The sequence below is a fragment of the Arthrobacter sp. JDC6 genome (assembly GCF_056484025.1).
Genome location: NZ_CM151278.1, coordinates 1,573,579 through 1,596,578, shown reverse-complemented (window position 1 = coordinate 1,596,578; position 23,000 = coordinate 1,573,579). Strand labels below are relative to the sequence as shown.

25 protein-coding genes, 1 other RNA gene and 1 riboswitch are annotated in these 23,000 nt (G+C 65.1%); of the genes, 10 read left to right on the top strand and 16 right to left on the bottom strand.

Going from position 1 to position 23,000, the window contains the following annotated elements; translation table 11 throughout:
- The first annotated feature begins 32 nt into the window (after positions 1–32).
- The 7 genes from hisN (at position 33) to ACV095_RS07425 (ending at position 5,430) form a co-directional block, all read left to right on the top strand.
- On the top strand, positions 33–845 hold the full coding sequence (hisN, locus tag ACV095_RS07455; protein ID WP_018768451.1) for a histidinol-phosphatase: 813 nt from the start codon (positions 33–35) through the stop codon (positions 843–845).
- A gap of 152 nt (positions 846–997) precedes the next feature.
- A riboswitch (SAM riboswitch) is annotated at positions 998–1,111 on the top strand.
- A 36-nt stretch (positions 1,112–1,147) separates the two neighbouring features.
- Positions 1,148–2,566 carry an aminotransferase class V-fold PLP-dependent enzyme gene (locus ACV095_RS07450; RefSeq protein WP_478223205.1) on the top strand — a complete coding sequence of 473 codons (1,419 nt, stop codon included), beginning with the start codon at positions 1,148–1,150 and terminating at the stop codon, positions 2,564–2,566.
- 102 nt (positions 2,567–2,668) lie between these two features.
- Positions 2,669–3,427, top strand: coding sequence for a class I SAM-dependent methyltransferase (locus tag ACV095_RS07445; protein WP_018768453.1), 759 nt, complete (start codon positions 2,669–2,671; stop codon positions 3,425–3,427).
- A gap of 45 nt (positions 3,428–3,472) precedes the next feature.
- Positions 3,473–4,186 carry a metal-dependent transcriptional regulator gene (locus ACV095_RS07440; protein WP_478223204.1) on the top strand — a complete coding sequence of 238 codons (714 nt, stop codon included), beginning with the start codon at positions 3,473–3,475 and terminating at the stop codon, positions 4,184–4,186.
- A complete protein-coding gene (locus tag ACV095_RS07435) occupies positions 4,158–4,595 on the top strand; it encodes a fluoride efflux transporter FluC (RefSeq protein ID WP_134163824.1) in 438 nt (145 codons plus the stop codon). Before ACV095_RS07440 ends, ACV095_RS07435 begins: the two co-directional genes overlap by 29 nt.
- Complete coding sequence (locus tag ACV095_RS07430) at positions 4,592–4,990, top strand: fluoride efflux transporter FluC (protein ID WP_478223203.1); 399 nt, start codon at positions 4,592–4,594, stop codon at positions 4,988–4,990. Before ACV095_RS07435 ends, ACV095_RS07430 begins: the two co-directional genes overlap by 4 nt.
- Before the next feature lie 62 nt (positions 4,991–5,052).
- Positions 5,053–5,430: a hypothetical protein gene (locus ACV095_RS07425; RefSeq protein WP_018768457.1), complete on the top strand. Its 378-nt coding sequence runs from the start codon at positions 5,053–5,055 to the stop codon at positions 5,428–5,430.
- Positions 5,431–5,478: 48 nt separating this feature from the next.
- Here ACV095_RS07425 and ACV095_RS07420 read toward each other — a convergent pair whose 3' ends face one another.
- Entirely contained in the window at positions 5,479–6,462 is a 984-nt protein-coding gene (locus tag ACV095_RS07420; protein WP_056388045.1) for a S1C family serine protease, read from the bottom strand.
- 162 nt (positions 6,463–6,624) lie between these two features.
- Between ACV095_RS07420 and ACV095_RS07415 the strand changes: the two genes are divergently transcribed.
- A complete protein-coding gene (locus tag ACV095_RS07415; protein ID WP_018768459.1) occupies positions 6,625–7,089 on the top strand; it encodes a pyridoxamine 5'-phosphate oxidase family protein in 465 nt (154 codons plus the stop codon).
- A 12-nt stretch (positions 7,090–7,101) separates the two neighbouring features.
- Here the strand turns inward: ACV095_RS07415 and ACV095_RS07410 are convergent, their stop codons facing one another.
- Positions 7,102–8,157, bottom strand: coding sequence for a zinc-dependent alcohol dehydrogenase family protein (locus ACV095_RS07410; protein WP_134163822.1), 1,056 nt, complete (start codon positions 8,155–8,157; stop codon positions 7,102–7,104).
- 10 nt (positions 8,158–8,167) lie between these two features.
- Entirely contained in the window at positions 8,168–9,046 is an 879-nt protein-coding gene (locus ACV095_RS07405; RefSeq protein ID WP_478223202.1) for a hypothetical protein, read from the bottom strand.
- Between the two features lie 168 nt (positions 9,047–9,214).
- Between ACV095_RS07405 and ACV095_RS07400 the strand changes: the two genes are divergently transcribed.
- Positions 9,215–9,685: a pyridoxamine 5'-phosphate oxidase family protein gene (locus ACV095_RS07400; protein ID WP_018768462.1), complete on the top strand. Its 471-nt coding sequence runs from the start codon at positions 9,215–9,217 to the stop codon at positions 9,683–9,685.
- Between the two features lie 21 nt (positions 9,686–9,706).
- Complete coding sequence (locus ACV095_RS07395) at positions 9,707–10,717, top strand: zinc-dependent alcohol dehydrogenase family protein (protein WP_478223201.1); 1,011 nt, start codon at positions 9,707–9,709, stop codon at positions 10,715–10,717.
- Positions 10,718–10,721: 4 nt separating this feature from the next.
- On the opposite strand, the gene ACV095_RS07390 is transcribed toward ACV095_RS07395, so the two are convergent.
- From ACV095_RS07390 to ACV095_RS07330, 13 genes are all read right to left on the bottom strand, one after another.
- On the bottom strand, positions 10,722–11,747 hold the full coding sequence (locus tag ACV095_RS07390; protein WP_018768464.1) for an ATP-dependent 6-phosphofructokinase: 1,026 nt from the start codon (positions 11,745–11,747) through the stop codon (positions 10,722–10,724).
- Positions 11,744–14,929 carry an HAD-IA family hydrolase gene (locus ACV095_RS07385; protein WP_478223200.1) on the bottom strand — a complete coding sequence of 1,062 codons (3,186 nt, stop codon included), beginning with the start codon at positions 14,927–14,929 and terminating at the stop codon, positions 11,744–11,746. Before ACV095_RS07385 ends, ACV095_RS07390 begins: the two co-directional genes overlap by 4 nt.
- A gap of 87 nt (positions 14,930–15,016) precedes the next feature.
- Positions 15,017–15,478 carry a pyridoxamine 5'-phosphate oxidase family protein gene (locus ACV095_RS07380; RefSeq protein WP_144599907.1) on the bottom strand — a complete coding sequence of 154 codons (462 nt, stop codon included), beginning with the start codon at positions 15,476–15,478 and terminating at the stop codon, positions 15,017–15,019.
- Between the two features lie 116 nt (positions 15,479–15,594).
- Positions 15,595–15,963: a transfer-messenger RNA gene (ssrA, locus tag ACV095_RS07375) on the bottom strand.
- A gap of 73 nt (positions 15,964–16,036) precedes the next feature.
- Positions 16,037–16,510: an SsrA-binding protein SmpB gene (gene smpB / locus ACV095_RS07370; RefSeq protein WP_009356865.1), complete on the bottom strand. Its 474-nt coding sequence runs from the start codon at positions 16,508–16,510 to the stop codon at positions 16,037–16,039.
- An 83-nt stretch (positions 16,511–16,593) separates the two neighbouring features.
- Entirely contained in the window at positions 16,594–18,024 is a 1,431-nt protein-coding gene (locus tag ACV095_RS07365) for a M23 family metallopeptidase (RefSeq protein ID WP_018768468.1), read from the bottom strand.
- Between the two features lie 29 nt (positions 18,025–18,053).
- The gene (gene ftsX / locus ACV095_RS07360; RefSeq protein WP_018768469.1) at positions 18,054–18,968 is read right to left on the bottom strand and encodes a permease-like cell division protein FtsX; all 915 of its coding nucleotides are present in this window, start codon (positions 18,966–18,968) and stop codon (positions 18,054–18,056) included.
- Complete coding sequence (ftsE, locus tag ACV095_RS07355; protein ID WP_018768470.1) at positions 18,965–19,753, bottom strand: cell division ATP-binding protein FtsE; 789 nt, start codon at positions 19,751–19,753, stop codon at positions 18,965–18,967. Before ftsE ends, ftsX begins: the two co-directional genes overlap by 4 nt.
- Positions 19,754–19,940: 187 nt before the next feature.
- Positions 19,941–21,056, bottom strand: coding sequence for a peptide chain release factor 2 (gene prfB / locus ACV095_RS07350; RefSeq protein WP_018768471.1), 1,116 nt, complete (start codon positions 21,054–21,056; stop codon positions 19,941–19,943).
- Positions 21,057–21,129: 73 nt separating this feature from the next.
- The gene (locus ACV095_RS07345; RefSeq protein ID WP_018768472.1) at positions 21,130–21,576 is read right to left on the bottom strand and encodes a pilus assembly protein TadG-related protein; all 447 of its coding nucleotides are present in this window, start codon (positions 21,574–21,576) and stop codon (positions 21,130–21,132) included.
- Positions 21,573–22,250, bottom strand: coding sequence for a hypothetical protein (locus ACV095_RS07340; protein ID WP_134163817.1), 678 nt, complete (start codon positions 22,248–22,250; stop codon positions 21,573–21,575). The genes ACV095_RS07345 and ACV095_RS07340 overlap by 4 nt, the downstream gene beginning before the upstream one ends.
- On the bottom strand, positions 22,231–22,644 hold the full coding sequence (locus ACV095_RS07335; RefSeq protein ID WP_018768474.1) for a TadE family protein: 414 nt from the start codon (positions 22,642–22,644) through the stop codon (positions 22,231–22,233). The genes ACV095_RS07340 and ACV095_RS07335 overlap by 20 nt, the downstream gene beginning before the upstream one ends.
- Positions 22,645–22,647: 3 nt before the next feature.
- Entirely contained in the window at positions 22,648–22,944 is a 297-nt protein-coding gene (locus ACV095_RS07330; RefSeq protein WP_134163816.1) for a hypothetical protein, read from the bottom strand.
- Between the last annotated feature and the right edge of the window lie 56 nt (positions 22,945–23,000).

Here is a 23,000-nt window from a genome sequence, read left to right as displayed (position 1 = left end):
GCAGAACCGTCCACAGACGGTAGTTTGGAACCATGATCCAACCCGCTTCGAGCTACAACGATGACCTGCGCCTGGCCCATGTCCTGGCCGACTCCGTGGATGACCAGACCATGAGCCGCTTCAAGGCCCTGGACCTCCACGTTGAGACCAAGCCGGACCTGACGCCGGTCACCGACGCGGACAAGGCCGCCGAGGAAGCCATCCGGGGCCAGCTCTCCCGTTCACGCCCCCGCGACGCCGTCCTGGGCGAGGAATTCGGCAGCACCGGCCACGGTTCCCGGCGCTGGATCATCGACCCCATTGACGGAACCAAGAACTTTGTCCGCGGCGTTCCCGTATGGGCCACGCTGATCGCCCTCGTGGATGAGGGCGAACCGGTGGTAGGCGTCGTCAGCGCCCCGGCCCTGGGCAAGCGCTGGTGGGCGGCGAAAGGCATGGGCGCGTACATGGGCAGGTCCCTTGCCGCCGCCACCCGCCTTCGCGTGTCCAACGTGTCGAAGCTTTCCGACGCCTCCCTCTCCTACTCCAGCCTGGGCGGGTGGAAGGAACGCGGAAACCTTGACGAGTTCCTCGGCCTTACCGAGGACGTTTGGCGGACCCGGGCCTACGGGGATTTCTGGTCGTATTGCATGGTGGCCGAGGGCTCTGTGGACATCGCCTGCGAACCCGAGCTGAACCTCTATGACATGGCTGCCCTGGTGCCGATCGTGGTGGAGGCCGGCGGCCGGTTCACATCCCTGGAAGGCGAGGACGGCCCGTTCGGCGGGAACGCCCTGGCCACAAACTCAATCCTGCACTCGGAGGTCCTGCACCGATTGAACCCGTACCTGGACGATCTGCTGTAACTCACGCGCTTTCCACGTTTGAACGAATAATGCGACGCCGGACACCTCCCAAGGCAGGTGCCCGGCGTCGTTTATTCGGCGGCGCGTAACAAAGCCCTTAACAATTGCCGCGGCTTCAGTCCTGGCCGCCCCATGTCCTACGCTTTTATGCAGGTCACGAGTGCCAGCGCAAAACCCCGGTTTGCTGGCCGGCAACCCTCCATTCGCGGTGGGGTGCCCCGGGTGACGACCAGGCCGGTCCGGAGCGGATCCGGCAAGCGCGGATTCCACTATGCCGGAGTCCTGTACCAAGTGAGGTCTCTGTGACAACTGCCACCGTCTCCCCCCAGCCCGTCATTGCCGAAGCTGCCGTCCCCCATGCACGCCACGCCGCAGCCGGCCGGCCGCTCGCTGCCGTCACCGGCGCCGAAATCCAGGCGCCCCTGATTTCGGGCGGCCACGTGCGGTACGCCAACCTCGATTACGGCGCCTCCGCCCCGGCACTGTCCGTAGTGTCCGCTTACCTGAATGAGATCCTCCCCTACTACGCCAGCGTCCACCGCGGGGCAGGGTACGCATCCCAGATCAGCACCTCCGTGTACGAGAACGCGCGCAGCATCGTCAGGGATTTCGTGGGCGGCCGCCCGGATGATTCGGTCATCTTCACCCGCAACACGACGGATTCGCTGAATCTGCTGGCCGGCTGCCTTCCCGTGACCGATGGCCGCCACGACGGCGAAGTGCTGTACCTGGACATCGAACACCACGCCAATCTCCTGCCGTGGCAGGGCGTCCCGCACCGCAGCATCGTCGCCGCCGACACCATCACCGGCACCCTTGAGGCCGTACGTGCCGAGCTTGGACAGGGCGGTGTCAGCCTGGTCGCGGTCACCGGGGCCTCCAACGTGACCGGCGAAATCCTCCCCATCCGGGCGCTGGCCGCGCTGGCCCACGAACATGGCGCACGGATCGTGGTGGATGCGGCCCAGCTCGCGCCGCACCGCCGCATAGACATCAGCGCGGATGACGTCGACTACCTCGCCTTCTCAGGCCACAAGCTGTATGCGCCCTTCGGCGCCGGCGTCCTGGTGGGGCGCCCGGACTGGCTGGACGCCGGCGTCCCGCACCTCGCCGGCGGCGGCGCCGTCAAGGAAGCCAGGCTCGACGGCGTCAGCTGGGCCACCGGCCCGGCCCGCCATGAGGGGGGCTCGCCGAACGTCCTGGGGGCCGCCACGCTGGCCCGCGCCACCCAGGTCATTGCCGGCCTGGACCAGGAACGCTGGCACGCCCACGAGTCCGCCATCCGCTCCTTTTTGGTGGAGGGACTCCAGCGGATCGACGGCGTCACGGTTCACCAGATCTTCAAGGACACCAACCCCGAAACGGACACCATCGGGGTGGTCAACTTCTCCGTCGAGGGTTACGACGCAGGACTGGTGGCGGCGTACCTTTCGGCAGAGCATGGCGTGGGCCTGCGTGACGGGCGCTTCTGCGCCCATCCCCTGCTGAAGCGCCTGGGCCTGCCGTCCGGTTCCCTCCGCGCCAGCTTCGGCGTCGGTTCGCGCCTGGAAGATGCCGAGCGCCTGCTGGCCGGCATCCAGGCGCTCCGGAGCAACGGGCTGGGCTGGGACTACGTGGTGGACGCAGGCCGCTGGGTCCCTGCCAACGACACCCGCACCTACCCGCACTGGGCGCCCAACACCCCTGGAACAGCCGGCGCAGCGCCCTGCATCGACGACTGACGCCGGAGACAGGCCATTCCTGTTTCAGCCGGCTGACCGCGCGTCAGGGGAATGCGGTAAATTCGAAAGGTACCGCAGGACGTCAGCTGAAGGAGGCCACGCGTGGTTCGGGGTGGCCCCAAGCTTGATCACGGGCGGCGCAGGGAACTGGGCCGGAGCTTCCAGGACGGCGGCAGGCACTACCAGCGCGTCCGGCCCGGCTACCCTGAGGAGTCAGCCCGGTGGCTGGTGCCCGCCGACGCCCATGAAGCCCTCGACGTGGGTGCCGGTACCGGAAAGTTCACCGCGCTGCTGCTGGACATGGGGCTGGACGTCACGGCCGTGGACCCCTCGGCGGACATGCTCGCCCAGCTCACGGAACACTACCCGGCTGCCACGGCGATGCCGGGGACTGCCGAGGCGACAGGCCTGCCCGACGCCAGCTTCGACGTCGTCACCGTAGCCCAGGCGTGGCACTGGTGCGACGCCCTGGCGGCAAGCACCGAACTGGCCCGCGTGCTGCGCCCGCACGGAACCCTCGGCCTGGTGTGGAACCAGCTGGACACCTCAGTACCCTGGGTGCACCGGCTCTCCCGGATCATGCACGCAGGCGACGTCTACCGGCCGGGGCACAAGCCCGTCATCGGCCCGGAGTTCCAGGGGCTCGAAGGGCATGTCACCCACTGGCAGGACACAGTGGACACCACGGACCTGATGGAACTCACTAAATCCCGCAGCTACTACCTCCGGGCCGGCGAGTCAACGCGGGCCAAGGTCCTGGCCAACCTGGACTGGTACCTGCACGAACACCTTGCCTACACCCCTGACCAGGAAATCGACCTTCCCTACCTCACCCTGGCTTGGCGGGCCGTCAAGGCATGACGGCGCATCCCGTATGGCGCCTGCAGAGCCGGTAGGCTTGGATTCGTGAAGACCAGCGCGCCCTCCTCCTCGATCGAGGATTACGTCAAGGTCATTTATTCCTTTACCGAATGGCAGGACAAGCCCATCACGTCCTCCCAGCTCGCACAGCGGCTGGGGGTGGCAAATTCCTCGGTTTCGGAAATGGTCCGCAAACTCAAGGACCAGGGCCTGGTGGACCACAAGCCCTACAGCGCCGTCACGCTGACCGAGGCCGGCCTGCGGCTGGCGCTGTCCATGGTCCGGCGCCACCGGCTGATCGAGACATACCTTGTCCAGCGGCTCGGATACAGCTGGGACGAAGTCCACGATGAGGCTGAACAACTCGAACACGCCGTGTCGGACACGTTCATCGAACGGGTCGCCGCCAAGCTCGGGGACCCGAAGCGTGACCCGCACGGCGATCCAATCCCCACGGCGGACGGGCAGGTGCTGATGCCGCGCGCGCGCCTCCTCGCCGAGCTGGACCAGGGACATACCGGCAGGATCACCCGGATCAGCGACGACAACCCGGAACTGCTGCGCTACCTGGCGGCCCAGGCCATCGACCTTGATGCGGACGTCGAGGTGGTGGGACGGCGGCCTTTCGGCGGAGCCCTGGTGGTGCGGATCGGTGGTCCCGGCGGCGCCCGTGAGTACGATTTCGCTGAGGAAATCGCCTCGGCGCTCTGGGTCTCCAGCGACGCGCCGCATGCCGGCTGCGCCCTGGACGGGCTCTGACGTGGCGTTGCCCACCGCCCGTGCCTGGCTGGCTGTCGCCGCCGGCGGACTGATCGGCAGTGAGCTGCGCTACGGGCTGGGCCTGGCGTTTCCGGACGCGCCCGGTTCGGTCCCGTGGGCCACGCTGGGCATCAACATCAGCGGCAGTTTCGTCCTCGCGGCTTTGACCACCGTCTGGATGGCACGCCCGCACACGGCCTTCTGGCTGCGCGCCGGCATCGGGCCGGGCCTGCTGGGTTCCTTCACCACCTTTTCCGCGGTCATTTTCGCCTCCGACCAGTTGGCACGCGCGGGTGAGCACCCCGTATGGCTCCTTTACCTGGGCTTGTCGCTGTTGCTCGGTCTTTCGGCGGCCGGCCTGGGCTGGCGCACCGGAAGGCTCATCGCCCGGAACCGGGGCCCGGCATGATCACGGCAGCCCTGGTGGGAGTGTTTGGCGTGGCCGGGGCGCTGCTGCGGTTCGGGATCGACAGCTGGTTCGCACACCACAGCAGCATCCGCAGCGTCCGCACCGATGGCCGTGCGGCGTTGCACTGGCCCTGGGCCACCCTGCTGGTCAACGTCGTCGGCTGCTTCATCATCGGTCTGGCACACGGCCTGACCGCCGGGCTGGGACTGGGCGCGGAATGGCAGGTGGGTTTGGCCACCGGACTGGCCGGCGGACTTACCACCTTCAGTTCGTGGACCACCGCCACCATCCGCCTGCTCAGCGAAGCACGGTTCGGCGCCGCGGCCCTGAACTTGGCGGTCAACCTGGGCCTTGGCTTTGCTGCCGCGGCCGCTGGCAGTGCACTGGCTTCCTAGCGACGCTGTTCCCGTTGGGGGCCCGGCCGGCGATTTGGCGGCCTCCCGTATGGTGGAAGGTGATGATCAGCAGACGCGACGCCGCAATAACCCTTGATGTTCCCCTTGAGATGGCGCAGCGCCACGGCCTGCCGAAGTGGATGACGGAGGCCGAACTCCGCGCCATCCTCGACAATCCTCCGCCATGGCTGGTGCAGTCACGCGCCAACCGCACGGGCAAGCGGCCGGTGTGGGTGCACCTGGAATGCGCCGTCTGTGGCTATGAGGAGGCGGCCCGGCCCAAGAAGTGGTGGCCGGACTTCACCTACGTGGTATGCAGCCATCATGCGCCTTCCGATGTTCCCGCCGTCCGCCCCGGGTGCGTCCGCAGCGAGTACGACGGCGTGGGGACCCGTTTCGTGGGCATCGCGGACGTGGAAGCGCCTCCGGTCCGTCCCTAGGCCCGCCCAGGTGACGTGCCCCGGGGACCTTCGGTCCGGCGTCGGGCATTATCCTGCGCCGTTGCCTGTCATTTCTTCCGGGACGGCGGTGAGGTGCAACTCGGTGCCGTCGCGGAGTACCTTCACGTCCAGCGGCTCGCCGATGGCATCGGAAAACAGGAGCCGCTGCAGGCTTTCGGCGTTGCTGACGGGACGTCCTCCGGCGGTGACGATAATGTCACCCGCGGCAAGGCCCGCTTTGTCCGCCGGCGAGCCGGGCAGGACCTCCACGACGCGGAGCCCTTCGCGCAGCCCGCTGCGGATCACAGCGCTGGGGTTGAGCTGGATGGGCGTGCTGACAAGGCCCAGGTAGGCACGGCGTACCCTCCCGTCTGACAGGAGCGCGGAGATGATCCTGCGGGTGGTGGCATTGATTGGTATGGCGAGCCCCAGCCCGGCGCCCGCCACTGCGGTGTTGATGCCGACGATCCTGGAGTGCGTGTCCGCCAGCGCTCCACCGGAGTTGCCTGGGTTCAGCGCTGCGTCCGTCTGGATAACGTCCTCGATCACTCTCCTGTTGCCGCCCGCCCAGACTGGAATGGCCCGGCCCAAACCGCTGACCACGCCCGCGGTGACTGACCCCGCCAGGCCCAGTGGGTTTCCGACGGCAATCACAAGCTGGCCCACGCGCAGGGTCTCGGCCGCGCCGAACTGAGCAGGTGGCACCTTGGGCCGCGAACCGTGAACCACTGCTAGATCGGACAGGGGGTCGGCTCCCACCAGTTCCAGTTCCATCCGGCTCCCGTCTCCAAACACCGCAAAACCGTGCCGGGTGCCTGCCACGACGTGTGAGTTGGTGAGCAGGTATCCGTCCTCCGTGAAGAGAACGGCCGAGCCGGCGCCCACCCTCACCCTGCCGTTGCCCCTATTCGCGGTCATCTCGATGGCTGCCACGTGGGGCGTAACCGCTGCCGCGACACGCATGACCGTTTGCGAGTACGAGTCCAGGACGTCCTCGTCTCCGGTGGATATGGGTTCCCGCGCCTGTTCCATGACGCACCTCCGGTCTGGTGCCGCTTCCGGCAATCCATGCCCTTTACGGGTCCTTACGGGAGACAACAATGGCCGGGCACGGTCCACTCCCGGTGGAGCTACGCCGTGGGTGAACGCCGGCATTGCGGTGCGGTGCGGCTGTCAAGGCTTTAGGATCGGAGCATGACTGACTCCCCTGCAGGGTCTCAAACGGAAATACTGAACGCTGAGGAGTGCTGGCGGTACCTTCGGTCCTCCTATATCGGGCGGCTGGCGGTCATCAACGGTGACGTTCCCGAGATTTTTCCCGTGAATTTTTCGGTCGCCGGTGACACCCTGCTGTTCCGCACGGCGCCGGGGACCAAGCTCCGTGCCCTGCTCAGCGGCTCGGTTGCCGCCTTGGAGGTGGACGGCCTCAACCCATACGCCACTCAGGTCTGGAGCGTTGTCGCCAAGGGCAGGCCGCAGCCATTCGATGAAGCCAGCATGAAGCTTCCGGAGGAAGACGCCGACCGGGAACCTTGGGAACCGGGGATCAAGGACCACTTGGTGGCCATTACCCCCACCGATATCACCGGCCGCCGTTTCGCTGTCACGCCGCGGACCCGCTGGTGGCCGCCGGTCGATTTTTCCGCCGACTGGCTGTAGCGGCCTCCGGTCTCACGCCGTGATGATCACTTTGAGGGCCTTGGTTTCGGCTGCCCGGGAAAACGTGTCGTAGGCGTCAAGGAACTGGTCGAAACTGAAATGGTGCGTGGCGAACTTCTCCGCCCTGATCTTTCCCTGGGCCACAAGCTTGAGCAGCATGGGCGTCGTGTTGGTATTCACCAGCCCCATGCTGATGTTGATGTTTTGGATCCACAGGTTTTCCAGGTGCAGCTCCACCGGTTTTCCGTGCACCCCAACGTTCGCCACCGATCCACCCGGCCGCACTATGTCGGTGCACATGCCAAATGTTGCCGGCACGCCAACAGCTTCGATGGCCACATCGACGCCCTGTCCGCCGGTCAGGGCCAGGACCTGTTCCTTCCAGTCACTGCTGCCGGAAAGGACAGTGTCCGTGGCGCCGAACTCCCTTGCCTTCGCCAGGCGGTTGGCGTCCAGGTCGATGGCCACCACAGTCGCTGCGCCGTACAGTCCTGCCGTGGTGATCGCCGCCAGGCCCACCGGCCCGGCACCAACAACGGCCACGGTGTCGCCGGGCTTCACCCGGCCGTACTGGACACCTATTTCGAATCCGGTGGGGAGGATATCGGAGAGCATGACGGCCTGTTCGTCGCTGACGCCCGAGGGCAGCAGGTGCAGCGAGTTTTCGGCGTACGGCACGCGGACATACTCCGCCTGGGTCCCGTCGATCAGGTGTCCGAAGATCCACCCGGTGCCTTCCTGGCCTTCGCCTCCCAGGCAGTGCGAATAGAGTCCGGTCTTGCAGTTGGCACAGTGGCCGCAGGATTTGATGCACGAGATGATGACACGGTCATTCACCTTCAGGCCGGTCACGGAAGGCCCGGTTTCCACGATGGTTCCCACCGCCTCATGTCCCAGGATCCGGCCCTTTTCGACGGCGGGTACGTCACCTTTGAGGATATGCAGGTCGGTGCCGCAGATCGTGGTGGTATCGACCTTGACGATGACGTCGCCGGGTTGCTGGATCCGGGGGTCGGGGACATCAGTCCATGACTTGTCACCCGGTCCGCCGTAGACGAGGGCTTTCATGTGTCTCTCCTTACTGTGTGGGACGGATTCTCCGACGTTCGCCGCCGGCTTGCGCGGACAGCTGATGGTTGGGCTGCGGGCCGGCGGGACTGGCTGCCGGCGGATCCAGTGCCTGGAGTTTGGCTATGTGCAGGCTTCCGAGCACCAGGAAAAGCCCCGAGAGCCCAAGGGCGGGCAGCAAGGCGGCCGGGCTTGGTTCTGCACCGAACAGGGGTTTAACCAGTTCACCCACCGCCAGGGAGAAAATGAGGGTGAAACCCAGGACATACAGGGCCGGGAGAAGCAGCAGTCCCGTACGGTGGCCCCGGTACGTGAGGAAGGACAGGATCAGGAACCCGGGCATGATGAAGCAAAGGTCCAGGATGAAGATCGAGTAGAGGGAGTCAATCTGCTCGCCGCTCCGCATCAGGGGCAGGAGCATCCCGATCCACAGAGGGTAGAAGATCAGCGGCTGAAGGATGGCACCGGCCGCTGACACCAGCCTCAGTGCACGGGGAAGGGAGGCGGATGGCGCGTCGCGGTCCATGGTGGCCCCGGCGGTGACCATGGCCCAGAATGACACTGCGAAGACTGCCATGTAGAGCAGGTACAGGCCGTTGTACGTCCGCTCAATGACGTAGATCCCGTATGCGTAGAAGAGGTAGCCAAGGAGCCCCAGTGCCACGATCTGGTATTTGGCCCTGTGCGGGCCAACCGCGTAGGCCAGGTACAGCAACGCGAGCCCGGCCGCGACGGAGAGCAGGTCCTGGGAGTAGGCGCCGGGGATCAGGTCAGCGGCAACCACCCTGTTGTAGATTCCGGGCCGCCAAAGCCCCGTTGCCGCAGCGGCGAGCGCCAGCAGTCCGGCAACAGCCCACAGCAGGCGGTTGAGGAACAGATGGGTCAGCATGGGCCACCTTTCACCGGAAGATGAGCGTTTCCCGGGCGTCCCCACAGCGTCCCATTGGGCCGGCCGGACCCCAAGTGCCATTGGTCCTTCCTTGGGCATTGGTCCTTCCTTGGAGGCCGGGCCTTTATGCCCTTACGGGAGGCGGGAGAGTTGCCTACGCTGTGGCCTATGACTGAGAAAACGAACGTGCCTGTGCCGGAAATCCTTGACGCGGACGAGTGCTGGACGCTCCTCGCCCAGACCGGGGTGGGGCGCCTGGCCGTCATCGCCGATGGCCATCCGGATGTCTTTCCCGTCAATTACAAGGTGGACGGCAGGACGCTGGTTTTCCGCACCGGCGGCGGTACCAAGCACCAGGCCCTCCAGTCGGAAGCCACCGTGGCCCTCGAAGCAGATGCGGTCAGCTCCCAATTCGGGCTCGCATGGAGCGTCGTGGTCAAAGGCACGGCTGTTGAAGCGACGCCCACGGGCCCTGACCTGGATGACGTCAAGCGGGCGCTGTTTCCATGGCAGGGCGTGGGGCAGGAGCACTTCATCCGCATCACGCCGGAGTCAATAACGGGGAGGCGCTTCACGGTGGACGCACCACTGCTGTGGCAAACCTCGCTGGACGACGCAACCCGCGCCGGTTTCGAGTAGGAATTACGGGCAGGAGACACCGTGCGCGCATGGTGGGTGAACGGGCCGGGCCCCATATCCACCCACCCGCTGGTTCAGGGACTCCGTGCCACTCCCACGCCTGCGGCCAACGAACTCCTGGTGGAAGTGACTGTCTGCGGTGTTTGCCGCACCGACCTCCACCTCGCTGAAGGAGACCTGGCACCGCACCGTGCGCAGACTGTGCCCGGGCATGAAGCAATCGGCGTGGTTGTTGAGGCAGGAGTTGCCTGCTCCCGGTTCAGGACTGGCGACAGGGTGGGTGTGGCGTGGCTTGGCGGGGTTTGCGGCAGGTGCGACTACTGCCGCCGGGGTGATGAAAATCTGTGCCAGTCGCCCGTCTTCACCGGCTGGGACAGGGATGGCGGCTATGCCGAGTACTTGACGGTTGCGGAGGACTTTGCCTACCCGGTACCTCCTGCCTTCCCGGATGAGCAGGCGGCACCACTGCTGTGTTCGGGCATCATCGGGTACCGCGCGCTGAAGCGCGCCGCCCTTCCCGTGGGTGGCCGCCTTGGCATTTACGGCTTTGGCAGCTCTGCCCACATCACCGCCCAGTTGGCGCTTAAACAGGGCGCCTCCGTGTATGTCATGACCCGGTCTGACGGCGCGCGGTCGCTCGCCCTGGAGTTGGGAGCTGATTATGCGGGGGACGCTTATGACCAGCCGCCGGTACCGCTCGATTCCGCCATTCTTTTCGCACCGGTTGGAGACCTTGTCCCGGCTGCGCTGCGCGCCCTGGACCGGGGCGGAACGCTTGCCATCGCCGGAATCCACCTAAGCGACATCCCGGCCCTCAATTACACCAGGGAGCTCTTTTTTGAACGGCAGGTGCGGAGCGTGACAGCCAATACCCGGGCTGACGGGCGTGAGTTCCTGGCTCTCGCAGCCAGGCTTTCGCTTACCCTCACCACCACGGCCTACCCGTTCCAGGCTGCGGCCAAGGCACTTGAGGACCTGGCTGCCGACAGGATTACCGGTTCGGCAGTCCTGCGGGTCCGGCCGGAACAGTAGCCTCTCATCCAAACAGGACGGCGGCCTCCTGGTACCGCGCTTCAGGGACCACCTTCAGTTCCCCCAGCGCTTCTTCAAGGTCGACGTTGACAATGTCCGTGCCGCGCAGCGAAACCATGGTGCCCCACCTGCCGGCGGCTGCCGATTCGACGGCGGCCAGGCCCAGCCTGGTGGCAAGGACACGGTCGAAGGCCGTGGGTTCGCCGCCACGCTGGATGTGGCCCAGGACGGTGGCGCGCGTTTCGATGCCGGTCCGCAGCTGCAGTTCTCCTTCAAGCAGCAGTCCGATGCCTCCCAGCCGCGGGCGTCCGAAAGTATCCAGGCCACGGGGCGCGTACGGTGCTTCGTGGCCTTCAGGGGCGAAGGCCTCGGCCACCACCACGAGCGGAGCCCTGCCCCGGTCACGGGCTGACAGCACCCACGAGCAAATTTGGTCCAGGGACACCGGATGTTCAGGTATCAGGATGGCGTGCGCGCCCGATGCCATCCCGGAATGCAGTGCTATCCAGCCCGCACTGCGGCCCATGACCTCGGCCACCATGCACCGGTGGTGCGACTCGCCGGTGGTCCGGAGCCGGTCGATGGCTTCGGTGGCGGTCTGCACCGCAGAATCAAAGCCGAAGGTGTAGTCGGTGGCGCCGAGGTCATTGTCGATGGTCTTGGGCACTCCCACCACGTTGATGCCCTGGGAGCAGAGTTCCCGGGCGGCTGCCAGTGTTCCCTCTCCCCCAATGGCAATCAGGCCGTCCAGTTCGTTGTGCCGGACGCAGGCACGGACACCCTCGATTCCATTGCCCACCAGCGGGTTGGTCCGGGACGTGCCCAGGATGGTTCCACCCAGGCGGGCGATCCCACGGACACTCGTACGGGGCAAAGGGTAAATGTCCTGCTCCAACACACCCCGCCAACCGTCCCGGAACCCGATGAATCCATAGCCATGCGAAACGTGTCCGCCCAGCACGGCTCCCCGGATGACCGCGTTCACGCCCGGGCAGTCACCGCCACTGGTGAGGATCCCCAGCCGCTTCACCGGACCACCACCCCCGAAGCCCGGACAGGCAACGGAAAATGGAGGGTTTGCCCGGGAGGAAGGACCTCGTCATTGCCATGCACCTGCACCTTGATGGGGCCGGCGTCACCGGGAGCAGAGGCGATGCTCATGTCCCCGTCCTTGAGATGTATGCGGAGGCGGTGTCCCCGGTAGAGGACCTCAAAGGCAACGGCGCGCAGCCCGGTGGGGAGGTTGGGTGCAAACAGGATCGTGTCACCGCTGAACCGGAGCCCCGCAAAGCTGCGCTGGACCACGTCGATGGTTCCGGCCATCGCGCCCAAATGGATGCCCGCGCGCGTGGTGCCGTGCTGGGTATCGTCAAGATCGGCGTCGAGCGCTTCCCGGAAACTGTCCCACGCCCGGTCCGCGTCCAGGCCCGCAAGGACGGACGCGTGGGCAACCCTGCTCAGGGTGGAGCCGTGCGCCGTCCTGGCCAGGTAATACTCGATCGTCTTGTTGAGGTGTTCCGCCGTGAATGCATACTGAAGCCGCCGAAGAATGCTGACCAGTCCGTCGTGTCCCAACAGGTACGGGAGCATCAGGACGTCGGCCTGCTTTGCCAGTTTGTAGCAGTTGGTACTGTCATCTTCGGCCTCGAGGATGAGGTCCAGCCGCTCAATGTCGCCGTACCTGTCCCGGTAGTGGTCCCAGTCGAGTTCCTTCAACGACCCGTAGCCCTCGAACTGGCTAATGACGCCGTCCTCGTGAAAGGGGACGTACATCGCCGATCCCACGTGCGCCCACCCGGCGGTTTCCTCCTCTGTGACACCCAGGCGTTCCATGAGTACGGCACGTTCGCTGCCGTGCAGGAAGGCCATGATTCCCCTTGCCGTGGAGCAGGCCCATGCCGCCATGACATTGGTGTAGGCATTGTCGTCCAGGCCGGGTCCGTCGCTGCCGGGATAGCCGGTGTGGTATTCGTCCGGTCCCACGACGCCGCGCAGGTGGTACCGGTCCTCCTGCTGGTCGTAGTCCGCCAGTGAGCGGAAGAAACGGGCAACCTCGATCACCAGTTCCGCCCCCTTTTGCAGGAGCCAGATCTTGTTACCAGTGGTTTGGAAGTACTGCCAGGCATTGAACGCGACAGCAAGTCCGGAGTGCACCTGCAGGTGCGAGTGGTCCTTGACCCACCTGCCGGACCTGTCGTTGTACAACCATTTGGGCGTTTCCTCGGTTCCGGCGCTGGCGCTTTGCCACGGAAATTTCGCCCCTGCCAGACCTTCCAGGGCCGCGGCATGCCGGGCGGCGGGAAGCCGCCGCCACCTGTAATCGATGACGGCACGCGCAACCTCAGGCGTCCTCGAGGCGAGTACCGGCAGGACGAACAGCTCATCCCAAAAGACGTGGCCCCGGTAGCCCTCGCCGTGGAGTCCACGCGCCGTCACACCGGCATCCAGTTCGGTCGTATGGTGTGTCAGTGTCTGCAGCAGATGGAATATGTGCAGGTTCAGGACAAGGCGCACCTGGACCGGGGCATCGATCTCCACCATGAACGGCCGCAGCTCGCGCCGCCACGCTTCCTCGTGCGCCGTCAGCAGCGAATCGAAGTCCCCGGGGATACGCGCCAGGACCGCACGGGCACCGGCTTCCGGAGAGGATATGGCACGGTCACGGGACGTCACCACTGCCACCGTCTTGGTGATCCGCACCGCGGCGCCGGCACTGAGGGACAGCAGAAGAGTCTGGAAATGGAAGGCCCCTTTCCTGCCCTCCTCAACTCCCTCCGCTTCCGGGAATACCTGTGTCCGATAGGCCGCGGCGATGCGGATGAGGCTCTGGGTAGTTTCCACTTCGACGACGGAGGCAGCAAGCGCGGACGGCTCAGGGATGGAGCGGTGGGAGGCTGTCCTGTCAGCAATGTGGACGTCCGAACCCTCGGCGTGTTCGGGGAGGTTGGCGTTGCGGACCCCGGCGTTGACACCGCTGCGGACCTCCACCTGACCGCTCCAGCCCAGCGCGGTGATAACCGTCTCAAGGACCAGCAGATGGGGCTCGGCCATGGACGCGAAACGGGTTTGCACTACTTCCAGCCTGCGGTGGTCCGCTGTCTCCAGCAGCAGCCGCCGCTCCAGTACCGCCCGTCTGAGGTCCAGGACCCTGTGCTCGCGGACCGAGGTCATTCCGCCCTCCGACCACCACTGCTGGCCCGGCAGGCGCAGGTCGAGCGGCAGGCAGTTGGGGGCGTTGACCATGTGTTCTTCCAGCAGCGTTTCGCCCCCGGCTTCCGCGCGGACACGGTTGTAGACGCCGGCGAGGTACATGCCCGCGTAGCTGAAGCTGCCGCCTTCGGGCGCCGCCCCGCGGACGCCCATGTAACCATTGCCGAGAGTGGTCAGGGCTTCCCGGTGTCCCTCGTGTGCGGCGTCGAAACCTTCATAGACGAGGTGCCAGGCGTTGCCGATGACCTGGCCCAGATCCAGCTCCCCCACGTCGTTGAGGACGGTATGGGCGCCGGCTGCCTCAAGCTGCCGGCGGTTGCCGGTCCGGTCGATTCCGACAACGAGGCCGAAGTCACCCCGGCGGCCGGCCTCAACCCCCGCCGCGGAGTCCTCGATCACCACCGCATGTGGCGGGGAGACCCCAAGCCGCGATGCGGCCGCAAGAAAGACGTCCGGCGCCGGTTTTCCGCGCAGGCCGAGCCGGGCCGCCGTCGTTCCGTCCAGCACCACCTTGAAGAGATCCTGGATACCCGCCGCTTCCAGGACCAACCCGGCGTTCCGGCTTGAGGTGACCACAGCAGTGGGCACTGCCGCGCCCGCTAGCCTCTGCAGCAAATCCAGGGTGCCTGGGTAACTCTGGACGCCGTCGGTCCGGAGGTGTCTCAGGAACAGTTCGTTCTTCCAGGCACCCAGGCCGAACCCGGTCCATGCGCCGGCTTCGTCCGTCTCGTTTCCCTTCTCAACCTGCACTCCCCTGGCAGCCAGGAACCGTACCACCCCCTCCTCCCGCGGCATCCCGTCGATGAAGGTGAGGTAGTCATTCCTGCTGAGCGGGGCACGGTTGGCGCCGGCAGGGACTCTTGGGTCACGCAGGATCCGGTCGAACGCATCTTTCCAGGCAGCCTGGTGGACCAGCGCTGTATTGGTGACCACCCCGTCCAGGTCGAAGATGACGGCGTCAAACGGTGGCTTGGCAGCAGCGGCGGTGGGCGACCCGATCATAGGTCAGTGGTACCAGCAAAGCGGTCATTCCGGACAGGGCCCTAGGGCCCGGCGCGGCCGCCGGGTCACGACGCGGCCACTGGAACCCTATGTCTTTGCGCCGGCTGTGTGCCCCACGTGGCTCCACCAGGTCAACGGGGACGTGATGGAAAAACGCCTGCCCGTTACGGAGTTGGGAACGATCCGGACAAAGTGCTCCTTTTCACCGGCCTGCCAGGGAAACAGGGTAAGGCCTGCTCCCTTCATCAGTTCCTCCGATGGCTCGAGGATGACGGCCTTGCCTTTGACCAGGACGCTCCATGCTTTGGCGGCATCATGGCCGTCGGCTTCCAGGGCGACGGCGAGCGGCCCGCCTGCTGCGCGCAGTTTCGTTCCCTCCCCCGTGCGGAAGACCAGCGATTCGTGGTCCACTTTGTAGTTGACCGGGAACACCTCCGGGTATCCGTTCACCAGCACTGCCAAATGGCCGACGGATACTCCACGCAGGAGGTCCCAGCACGTTCCGGCGTCCAGGACTTCGGTAGGCGTTTGCGGTGGATCGTTGTGCATGCAGTCGAAGGTAACGGCTTGCGGGGCCAGCCCGGTAGAGCATTTAGGCCCGGGTCCCCTTGCCTTGACAGGCAAAGAAAAACACCCCGGTCCGAAGACCGGGGTGTTTTACCCGTGGGTGGAGATGGGGGGAATTGAACCCCCGTCCGATGTCGTGTTGTCAGGGCTTCTCCGGGCGCAGTTTGCGTCGGATTTTCTCGGCCCCAGCCATGCTGCAAACAGCTGGCTGATCCGGGCCCAGTCATCTAAAAGTCCCGTTTACTCCGATGACGGGAGCAAACAGCAGTGGCTATCTAAATGACGCCAGGATCCGGGGCGATAGCAACCCCGGGCTGACGGACTGTCTTACTGCTTAGGCAGCAAGAGCGAAGTCAGTGCGCTTAGATTCGGCACTTATTGGTTTGCAGAAAGCGTTTACGAGATAATTCTGCATCCTCGGCCCGCTTCACCTGTCGCGACTAACACCGTCGAAACCGATCATCCCCGTATTTTGTTACCAAACCGGCTGGGAAGCCTGCCGGACTATCCATACTAACGCATGACCCGTGGAAATAATTCCTACCGGCGCCGGTTGCGCTCGCGCATCTCACGCTGGGCTTCACGGTTGTCCTGCTGTTCCCGCAGCGTCTGCCGCTTGTCGTATTCGCGCTTGCCGCGGGCAACACCGATTTCCACCTTGGCCTTGCCGTCCACGAAGTACAGCTGGAGGGGAACAATGGTGTAGCCGGACTCCCGGACCTTGTGGGAGATCTTGATGAGTTCTTCCCGGTGCAGCAGCAGCTTGCGGCGCCGGCGTGCCGCGTGGTTGGTCCAACTGCCTTGGTTGTATTCGGGAATGTGGATGGCTTCCATCCACAGTTCGTCGTTATAGAACGTGCAAAATCCGTCCACCATGGAGGCGTGGCCCTCACGCAGGGACTTCACTTCGGTGCCCATCAGCGCGATGCCGGCCTCGTAAGTGTCCAGCACGTGGTAATCGTGCCGGGCCTTGCGGTTGGTGGCCACTACCTTACGGCCACTTTCTTTAGGCACGGGGAAACTCCTCGGGTTCAGGTCGGGTGCCTCCGGGCCTGCGGCGCGGAGCTATACCAGTCTACGGCAGCAGCGCTTCGCCCCTACAGCAATCCCATGGGGTCGACGGCGGCACCATTGAGCCAGGTTTCGAAGTGGGCGTGGCAACCCGTGGAGTTGCCGGTGCTGCCGGAGTAGGCAATGAGCTGGCCCTGGGAGACCCTCTGCCCATTCGAAACCACGATGCTGGAGTTGTGGTAGTAGATGGTGGTGAGAGTATTGCCCTGCACCACGCCGTGATCGATCTTGACGCGCCAACCGCCACCATCGGCGGAATTCCAGCCTGAGCTGAAGACCTCACCGGCAGCTGCCGCATACACGGGCGTGCCGCAGGCTGCGCCAAAGTCGATTCCGGTGTGCATGTATCCACCGGTGCCATAGAAGTCGATGGTTCCCGGCGGGGTGGTGCGGTAGCCAAAACCGGAGGTGATGGGGATGCTGCCGTCGAAGGGGTGGCGGAGGCCAAACGCCGACGGCGATCCCGCGGCGGGCGGGACGTACGGCTGCGCGGGCGGGGCCGGGCGGTTTGCGGCGGCCGCGGCCGCGGCCGCCGCAGCGGCAGCAGCAGCCGCCTGCCTGCGCTGCTCGGCTTCCCAAGCTTCACGGGCCCTGCGGTCGCGTTCGGCGATCTCGTTGGCCACCTGGTTCTGGTTGGCCTGGACGCCGGCCAACTGGGCCTGGATGCCGGGCTTTGCCGCCTGGAGTTCGGCATCGAGGCGGGTGGTGTCCGCAATGAGCTGGTCGACTTGGGCCTTCTTGGCCGCAGCCTCGTCTCGGGCGGCCTTCTCCCGCTCCAGGGCGGCGTCGGCCTTGGCCTTGAGGTCCTTGATCTCAGCTTCGACAGCTTGCAGGCGCGCTTCGGAGTTGACGTTGGTGGCGTTCTGCTGGCTGAGCTTGTCCATGGCTGCGTTCTGGCTGCGCATGGCCTGGTCCGCAAGGTCCATGGTTTCGGTCAGGCTGCTGCCGCTGTTGGAGCCGAAGAAGAGCGACAGGTTCGAAGGAACGCCGCCGGATTTGTAGGCCTGGGTGGCGATCTGCCCAATCAGTTTCTTGGTGTCCGCGATCTTTTGCTTGTCCGTCTCCAGCTGCTGGGTGATCTTGGCCTTGTTCTGCTGGGCCATGTCCACGCGGGCCGACAGCGCCTCTACCTCCTTGACAGCCCCGGCTACCCGCCCCTGTGCCTCAAGGAGTGCCTGCTGGGCACCGGGCAACTGTCCCTGGTAGATCACCAGGTCGCTGGCGGCCTTGGCGATCCGGGAATCGACGAATTCGAGGGATGCCTGGACGCGTGCGGCTTCGGCCTCGAGCGCGGCTTGGCGGTCTTCGAGGTCGTCGGCGAAAGCGACGGGTGTGGCAAGGGCCATCCCGGCCGAAAGGATGACGGTGAGCACGCCGCTGACGATCCCCAAACGGCGCGCAGCGGCCCGCCCTCGGCTGTGCCGGGGGCGGGGCAAGGTTTGGTGAATGAGGTTCATGGGCATTCCTAGGTCGCGGTGTGCACAGCCTAAACGCGCAAATATCTACGTAAGGTCAAGAGAGACGAAATTCCTGCCAAGGATCCGCCAAGGATTATCAGCGCCGGGGCGATGATCAGGGTCTGCCCGGATGAGATAAAGGCCGTATCCGGGTATTGCCGCGACATATAGTCGCCCAGGAAGTATTGCGCTACGGCCCACAGGGTGCCCGAGGCCAGGGCAGCGCCGATGACGGCTGCTATGACGCCTTCCAGGATGAACGGCAGCTGGATCACGGTTTTTGAGGCACCGACCAGGCGCATGATTCCGGTTTCGCGGCGCCGGCTGAACGCGGAGAGCCTGATGGTGGTGGCGATCAGCAGGATGGCGCAGACGATCATGACCCCTGCGATGCCGACCGCCACAAGGGACGCACCGTTCATCACCGAGAAGAGGCGTTCGAGGAGCTGGCGCTGGTCGATCACCGTTTCCACGCCTGGCTGGGAGGAAAACGTCTCGCTGATGATCTGGTACTTTTCCGGGTCCTTCATGTTGATCCGGAACGATGCGGGCAGCTGGTCCGGCGTCACGGAATCGACGATCGGAGAGTTCGAAAACTGGTCCTTGAAGTGCTTGTAGGCCTCATCCTTGGACTCGAACTGAAAGTCGTTGATGTACTGCGCCACGGCCGGGGACTCAAGGAGCGCGTTCAAGCCCTGTTGCTGCTCAGGGGTGACTGGCCCGGAAGCGCAACCCGGCGCCGTCGAACCTTCACTGCAAAGGAAGATCGCCACCTGGACCTTGTCGTACCAGTAGCCCTTCATCTGGTTGATCTGCATTTGCAGCATTCCGGCCGCACCCACGAAGGTGAGGGACACGAACGTCACCAGGATGACCGAGACCACCATGGAAAGGTTGCGGCGCAGCCCGCTGCCGATTTCCGAAAGGATGAATGCGAGCCTCACCGCTGGGCCTCGCCTTCAGCGCCATTGCCCGGCAGGCCGCCGTCGGGCGTTTCCCTGCCACTGGCGTCCTTAAGGCGCCTGGACTGGCCGACGACGGGAATCATCGAGGTGTACAGGGCCTTGGCTTCGTCGCGGATCACCACGCCGTTCCTGAGTTCGACCACCCGTTTGCGCATTTCGTTGACGATGTCGTCATCGTGGGTGGCCATCACCACGGTGGTTCCGTTCTGGTTGATCTTGTCCAGGACGCCCATGATTCCCATGGACGTGGTGGGGTCCAGGTTTCCGGTGGGTTCGTCCGCGAGGAGGATCCCGGGCCGGTTGACCACGGCACGCGCGATGGCCACGCGCTGCTGCTCGCCGCCGGACAGCTCGTGCGGCATGCGGTGTTCCTTGCCTTCGAGGCCGACGGTCTTCAGGACCTCCGGGACGGTGTCGCGGATGACGCTGCGGCTCTTGCCGATGACCTGCATGGCGAACGCCACGTTGGCGAAGACATTCTTTTGGGGCAGGAGGCGGAAGTCCTGGAACACGACGCCGATGCCCCGGCGGAGGCGCGGAACACGCCAACTGGAAATCTTCGCGACGTTTTGGCCCGCCACGTAAACAGCGCCGGAGGTGGCGCGGTCTTCCTTCAGCACCAGGCGGAGGAAGGTGGATTTTCCGGAGCCGGACGCACCGACAAGGAAGGCGAATTCGCCGCGGTCAATCTCAAGGGTGACAGAGTCCAGCGCCGGACGGGCTTTCTGGTCGTAAACCTTGGTGACATTTTCGAATCGGATCATGGCCCTAAGTACCCTGCAGGGCATGGCTGATTCTTGTGATGCAGCCCAGTTCTGCAGCCGGTGCACGGGTTTTCGTTTGGGGAAAGTAGGGCCCCGGCCCCTCGACTATACGCAGGGTCCCCCGTGCTTCGACCTGCTTTCGGGGGCGTGTCGCTGGATCAGCTGCAGGACGGCGGGGCCGGCAGGCCTACTTTTCGGCGTTGCGGTTGTCAGTACGCCAGCGGATGCCCGCATCGATGAAGTCGTCAATCTCGCCGTCGAACACTGCGGACGTGTTGCCCACTTCGTGCTCGGTGCGCAGGTCCTTCACCATTTGATACGGGTTCAGAACGTAGGAGCGCATCTGGTCACCCCACGAAGCTTTAACATCGCCGGCCAGCGCCTTCTTCTCCGCATCCTCCTGCTCCTTCTTCAGCAGCAGGAGCCGGGACTGCAGCACGCGCATGGCGGCGGCGCGGTTCTGCAGCTGCGATTTCTCGTTTTGCATGGAAACCACCGTGCCGGTCGGGATGTGGGTGAGGCGGACGGCGGAGTCCGTGGTGTTGACCGACTGGCCGCCTGGGCCCGACGAACGGAACACGTCCACCCTGATTTCGTTGTCCGGGATGTCGATGGAGTCCGTCTGCTCGATCAGCGGAATGACTTCCACGGCGGCAAAGGACGTCTGGCGGCGGCCCTGGTTGTCGAACGGGCTGATCCTGACGAGACGGTGGGTTCCGGCTTCCACGCTGAGCGTGCCGTACGCGTAGGGAGCCTTCACCTCGAAGGTGGCCGACTTGAGCCCGGCCTCCTCCGCGTAGGACGTGTCCATGACGGTGGTGGGGTAGCCGTGCCGCTCGGCCCACCGGAGGTACATGCGCATCAGCATCTCGGCGAAGTCTGCGGCGTCCACACCTCCCGCGCCGGCGCGGATGGAGACCACGGCTTCGCGTTCGTCGTACTCGCCGGACAGCAGGGTGACCACTTCCAGGTCCTTGAGGGCTTTCCTAATGGACTCAAGTTCTGTCGCGGCCTCCCCCATCGAGTCCGCGTCGTCCTCGTCCTGCCCAAGCTCAACGAGGACTTCAAGGTCGTCGATCCGGGATGCCAGGCTGGTGAGTCGCTCCAGTTCGGACTGGCGGTGGGAAAGCCGGGAGGTGATTTTCTGCGCGGCCGCGGGGTCGTCCCAAAGGTCCGGCTCCCCTGCCCGCTCGCTGAGTTCGGCGATGTCCTCCTTGAGTGTCTCCACGTCGCTGACGCGTTCAATGGACTCGTAGGTGGCGCGCAGCGCCCGGATTTCAGCGGAAAAATCAATATTGGCCATGGTTGTTTAAGCCTACGCTATGGAGCGGTACGGCCCGGCGCTGCCAGGATCATTGGCTCAGCGGGTGCATGACTCAGCGGGTCAGGCGTGAGCGGGCGGTGGACGTCGCTTCGATTCGGATGCCATCAGGGACAAGGAAGTTCACCACAGGTGGGTGCACGTCTGCCGTGAGGACCACGACGGCGGTGGAACCGTCAGGTGTACCCGTTGTAGCGGCGACGGCGAGGCCTGAGAAACGCTGCGAGGCTGGGCTCCTCGAGACGAAGTCGGCAGCTACATTGCGGACGCGCGCGGGATTAAGGACAGCCGAGGGGCTTCCACCCTGGGATGTGACTTCTCCCAGGGTGTAGCTGTCGGCCGCCGCAAGCGATGCCCCGTCTGCCAGGGACAGCAGGCGCTTGTGCTCCAGATAGACGGCAGATATGCCGACGACGACCGTCGCCACCAGAAGTGCCAGGGTGATGTAGCCGAGAATCATCACCATGACCTGGCCGCTCTGGTCCGATTCCCGGCGTTTCACCGGTACCGGCCTACCAATTGGGTGGAAGACGCCTCAACCTCCGTGGCTGATAATCCGTCGGCGAACGGAATGAACGGCAGCGGTACGCTCAGGCTTACGGTGACAGTCACCGTGGTTCCGGCGGCCTGGCAGTCAGCAGGGTTGCAGGTCGTGGCCATGCGGGCCCTGTCTGCCTGGTGCCCGAAGTCGGAAAGGGCGAGGGCCACGGCCTGCTCCGCAGCTGCCTGGGCTGTGGAGGAATCCGGCTGTGCCACATAAACCTTGGCCGCCTGGTCCGCGGCACCCACCACGGCGAAGGAACCGCCCTGGATTTGCCCGACGGTGATCACGAAGTACACCAGCGGGACCATCAGCAGAAGTGCAAGGAACGTGAACTCGACTACCGCACTTCCTTGCTCGTGTCCGCTCCCCTGCTTCTCATGCACAAAGCCCTGCTGCTGGTGCTCCCCGCGAGCAGGCCTGGGGCAGTGGGATGGGTCGCCCACGTGCGTGCCCCCGGCACGCTCCCTGCAGAGCACTTCTGCCACGCGGGCCGTGACCAGGAACAGACTGGAACCGGCCTGTGCGCTGGGGCGGGACTGGGCACTGGAACAGGACTGCGCACTGGCGCGGGGTGGTCCGTCGGGGTGGGGCAACGGGCTGGCGCTGAACGGATCAAGGCTGGACAGCCGCATGCCCTTTCACCTCCAGCAGGTCCCGGGGCCCAATCAGGCCGATGACCGGCATTGGGGACCGGACAGTCACTTCCAGGGTGCGCATCCCCTGGACAGTTACTTCCTGCGTACTGACCTGGTCAGCAAAGCCTTCGTTCAGGGCCATGCTGATGAGGCTGCGGGTCCGCTCTTGCGCGTCGGCGGCATTGCGGTCAGCGAGTGTGCCGTACCGGGCACCAGAGGCAGCAGCATCAATAAGTGTGTTCCGGACATGCAGAACCAGGGTCAGCTGAATAATCGCAAGGAAGAACATCGTCAGCAACCCGCCAACCAGGACGAAGTCCACCACGGCTGAACCCCGCTCGCCCGGCCTGGGCAGCACTGGCTGCACGGGTCCGTGAGCGGACGGCAGCATGGTTCAGTTCCCCACCTTGTCCATTGCCTGGTTGAACATGGCCTCCAAGGCGGGGCCCGCGAGCGCCAGCAGGGCTGCAACCAGGACCGCGGACATCAGGGTTATCATCACCCATCCCGGAACGTCACCTCGTTCAGGGTTATCGTTACCGATGGTCGGAGGCACCTGAAGGTCTTCCCTGCCTTCGGTGGACTGTGCACCGATAGGGCGCCCCCTCCCGGCTGTCGCGGGCACCTTGAGCTGCAGTAAAGCGGCAAGGCCAAGAAGCAGCAGTGCACAGCGGGTTCCCATGGTTTTCATCTTGAGTCCTATTCCTGGTTCCTAAGGTGGGCTTTAACTAATGGCAGCGGGTCCGG

Excerpts from the sequence above, each read along its gene's own strand:
- ACV095_RS07430 (WP_478223203.1), top strand. The coding sequence starts at position 4,592 with ATGATCACGGCAGCCCTGGTGGGAGTGTTTGGCGTGGCCGGGGCGCTG.
- ACV095_RS07335 (WP_018768474.1), bottom strand. The coding sequence starts at position 22,644 with ATGCTGCCGTCCGCTCACGGACCCGTGCAGCCAGTGCTGCCCAGGCCG.
- ACV095_RS07400 (WP_018768462.1), top strand. The coding sequence starts at position 9,215 with ATGACTGAGAAAACGAACGTGCCTGTGCCGGAAATCCTTGACGCGGAC.
- ACV095_RS07415 (WP_018768459.1), top strand. The coding sequence starts at position 6,625 with ATGACTGACTCCCCTGCAGGGTCTCAAACGGAAATACTGAACGCTGAG.
- ACV095_RS07420 (WP_056388045.1), bottom strand. The coding sequence starts at position 6,462 with ATGGAACAGGCGCGGGAACCCATATCCACCGGAGACGAGGACGTCCTG.
- ACV095_RS07425 (WP_018768457.1), top strand. The coding sequence starts at position 5,053 with ATGATCAGCAGACGCGACGCCGCAATAACCCTTGATGTTCCCCTTGAG.
- ACV095_RS07405 (WP_478223202.1), bottom strand. The coding sequence starts at position 9,046 with ATGCTGACCCATCTGTTCCTCAACCGCCTGCTGTGGGCTGTTGCCGGA.
- ACV095_RS07410 (WP_134163822.1), bottom strand. The coding sequence starts at position 8,157 with ATGAAAGCCCTCGTCTACGGCGGACCGGGTGACAAGTCATGGACTGAT.
- ACV095_RS07330 (WP_134163816.1), bottom strand. The coding sequence starts at position 22,944 with ATGAAAACCATGGGAACCCGCTGTGCACTGCTGCTTCTTGGCCTTGCC.
- ACV095_RS07365 (WP_018768468.1), bottom strand. The coding sequence starts at position 18,024 with ATGAACCTCATTCACCAAACCTTGCCCCGCCCCCGGCACAGCCGAGGG.
- ACV095_RS07380 (WP_144599907.1), bottom strand. The coding sequence starts at position 15,478 with ATGCACAACGATCCACCGCAAACGCCTACCGAAGTCCTGGACGCCGGA.
- ACV095_RS07340 (WP_134163817.1), bottom strand. The coding sequence starts at position 22,250 with ATGCGGCTGTCCAGCCTTGATCCGTTCAGCGCCAGCCCGTTGCCCCAC.
- ftsE (WP_018768470.1), bottom strand. The coding sequence starts at position 19,753 with ATGATCCGATTCGAAAATGTCACCAAGGTTTACGACCAGAAAGCCCGT.
- ACV095_RS07385 (WP_478223200.1), bottom strand. The coding sequence starts at position 14,929 with ATGATCGGGTCGCCCACCGCCGCTGCTGCCAAGCCACCGTTTGACGCC.
- hisN (WP_018768451.1), top strand. The coding sequence starts at position 33 with ATGATCCAACCCGCTTCGAGCTACAACGATGACCTGCGCCTGGCCCAT.
- ACV095_RS07435 (WP_134163824.1), top strand. The coding sequence starts at position 4,158 with ATGCCGGCTGCGCCCTGGACGGGCTCTGACGTGGCGTTGCCCACCGCC.
- prfB (WP_018768471.1), bottom strand. The coding sequence starts at position 21,056 with ATGGCCAATATTGATTTTTCCGCTGAAATCCGGGCGCTGCGCGCCACC.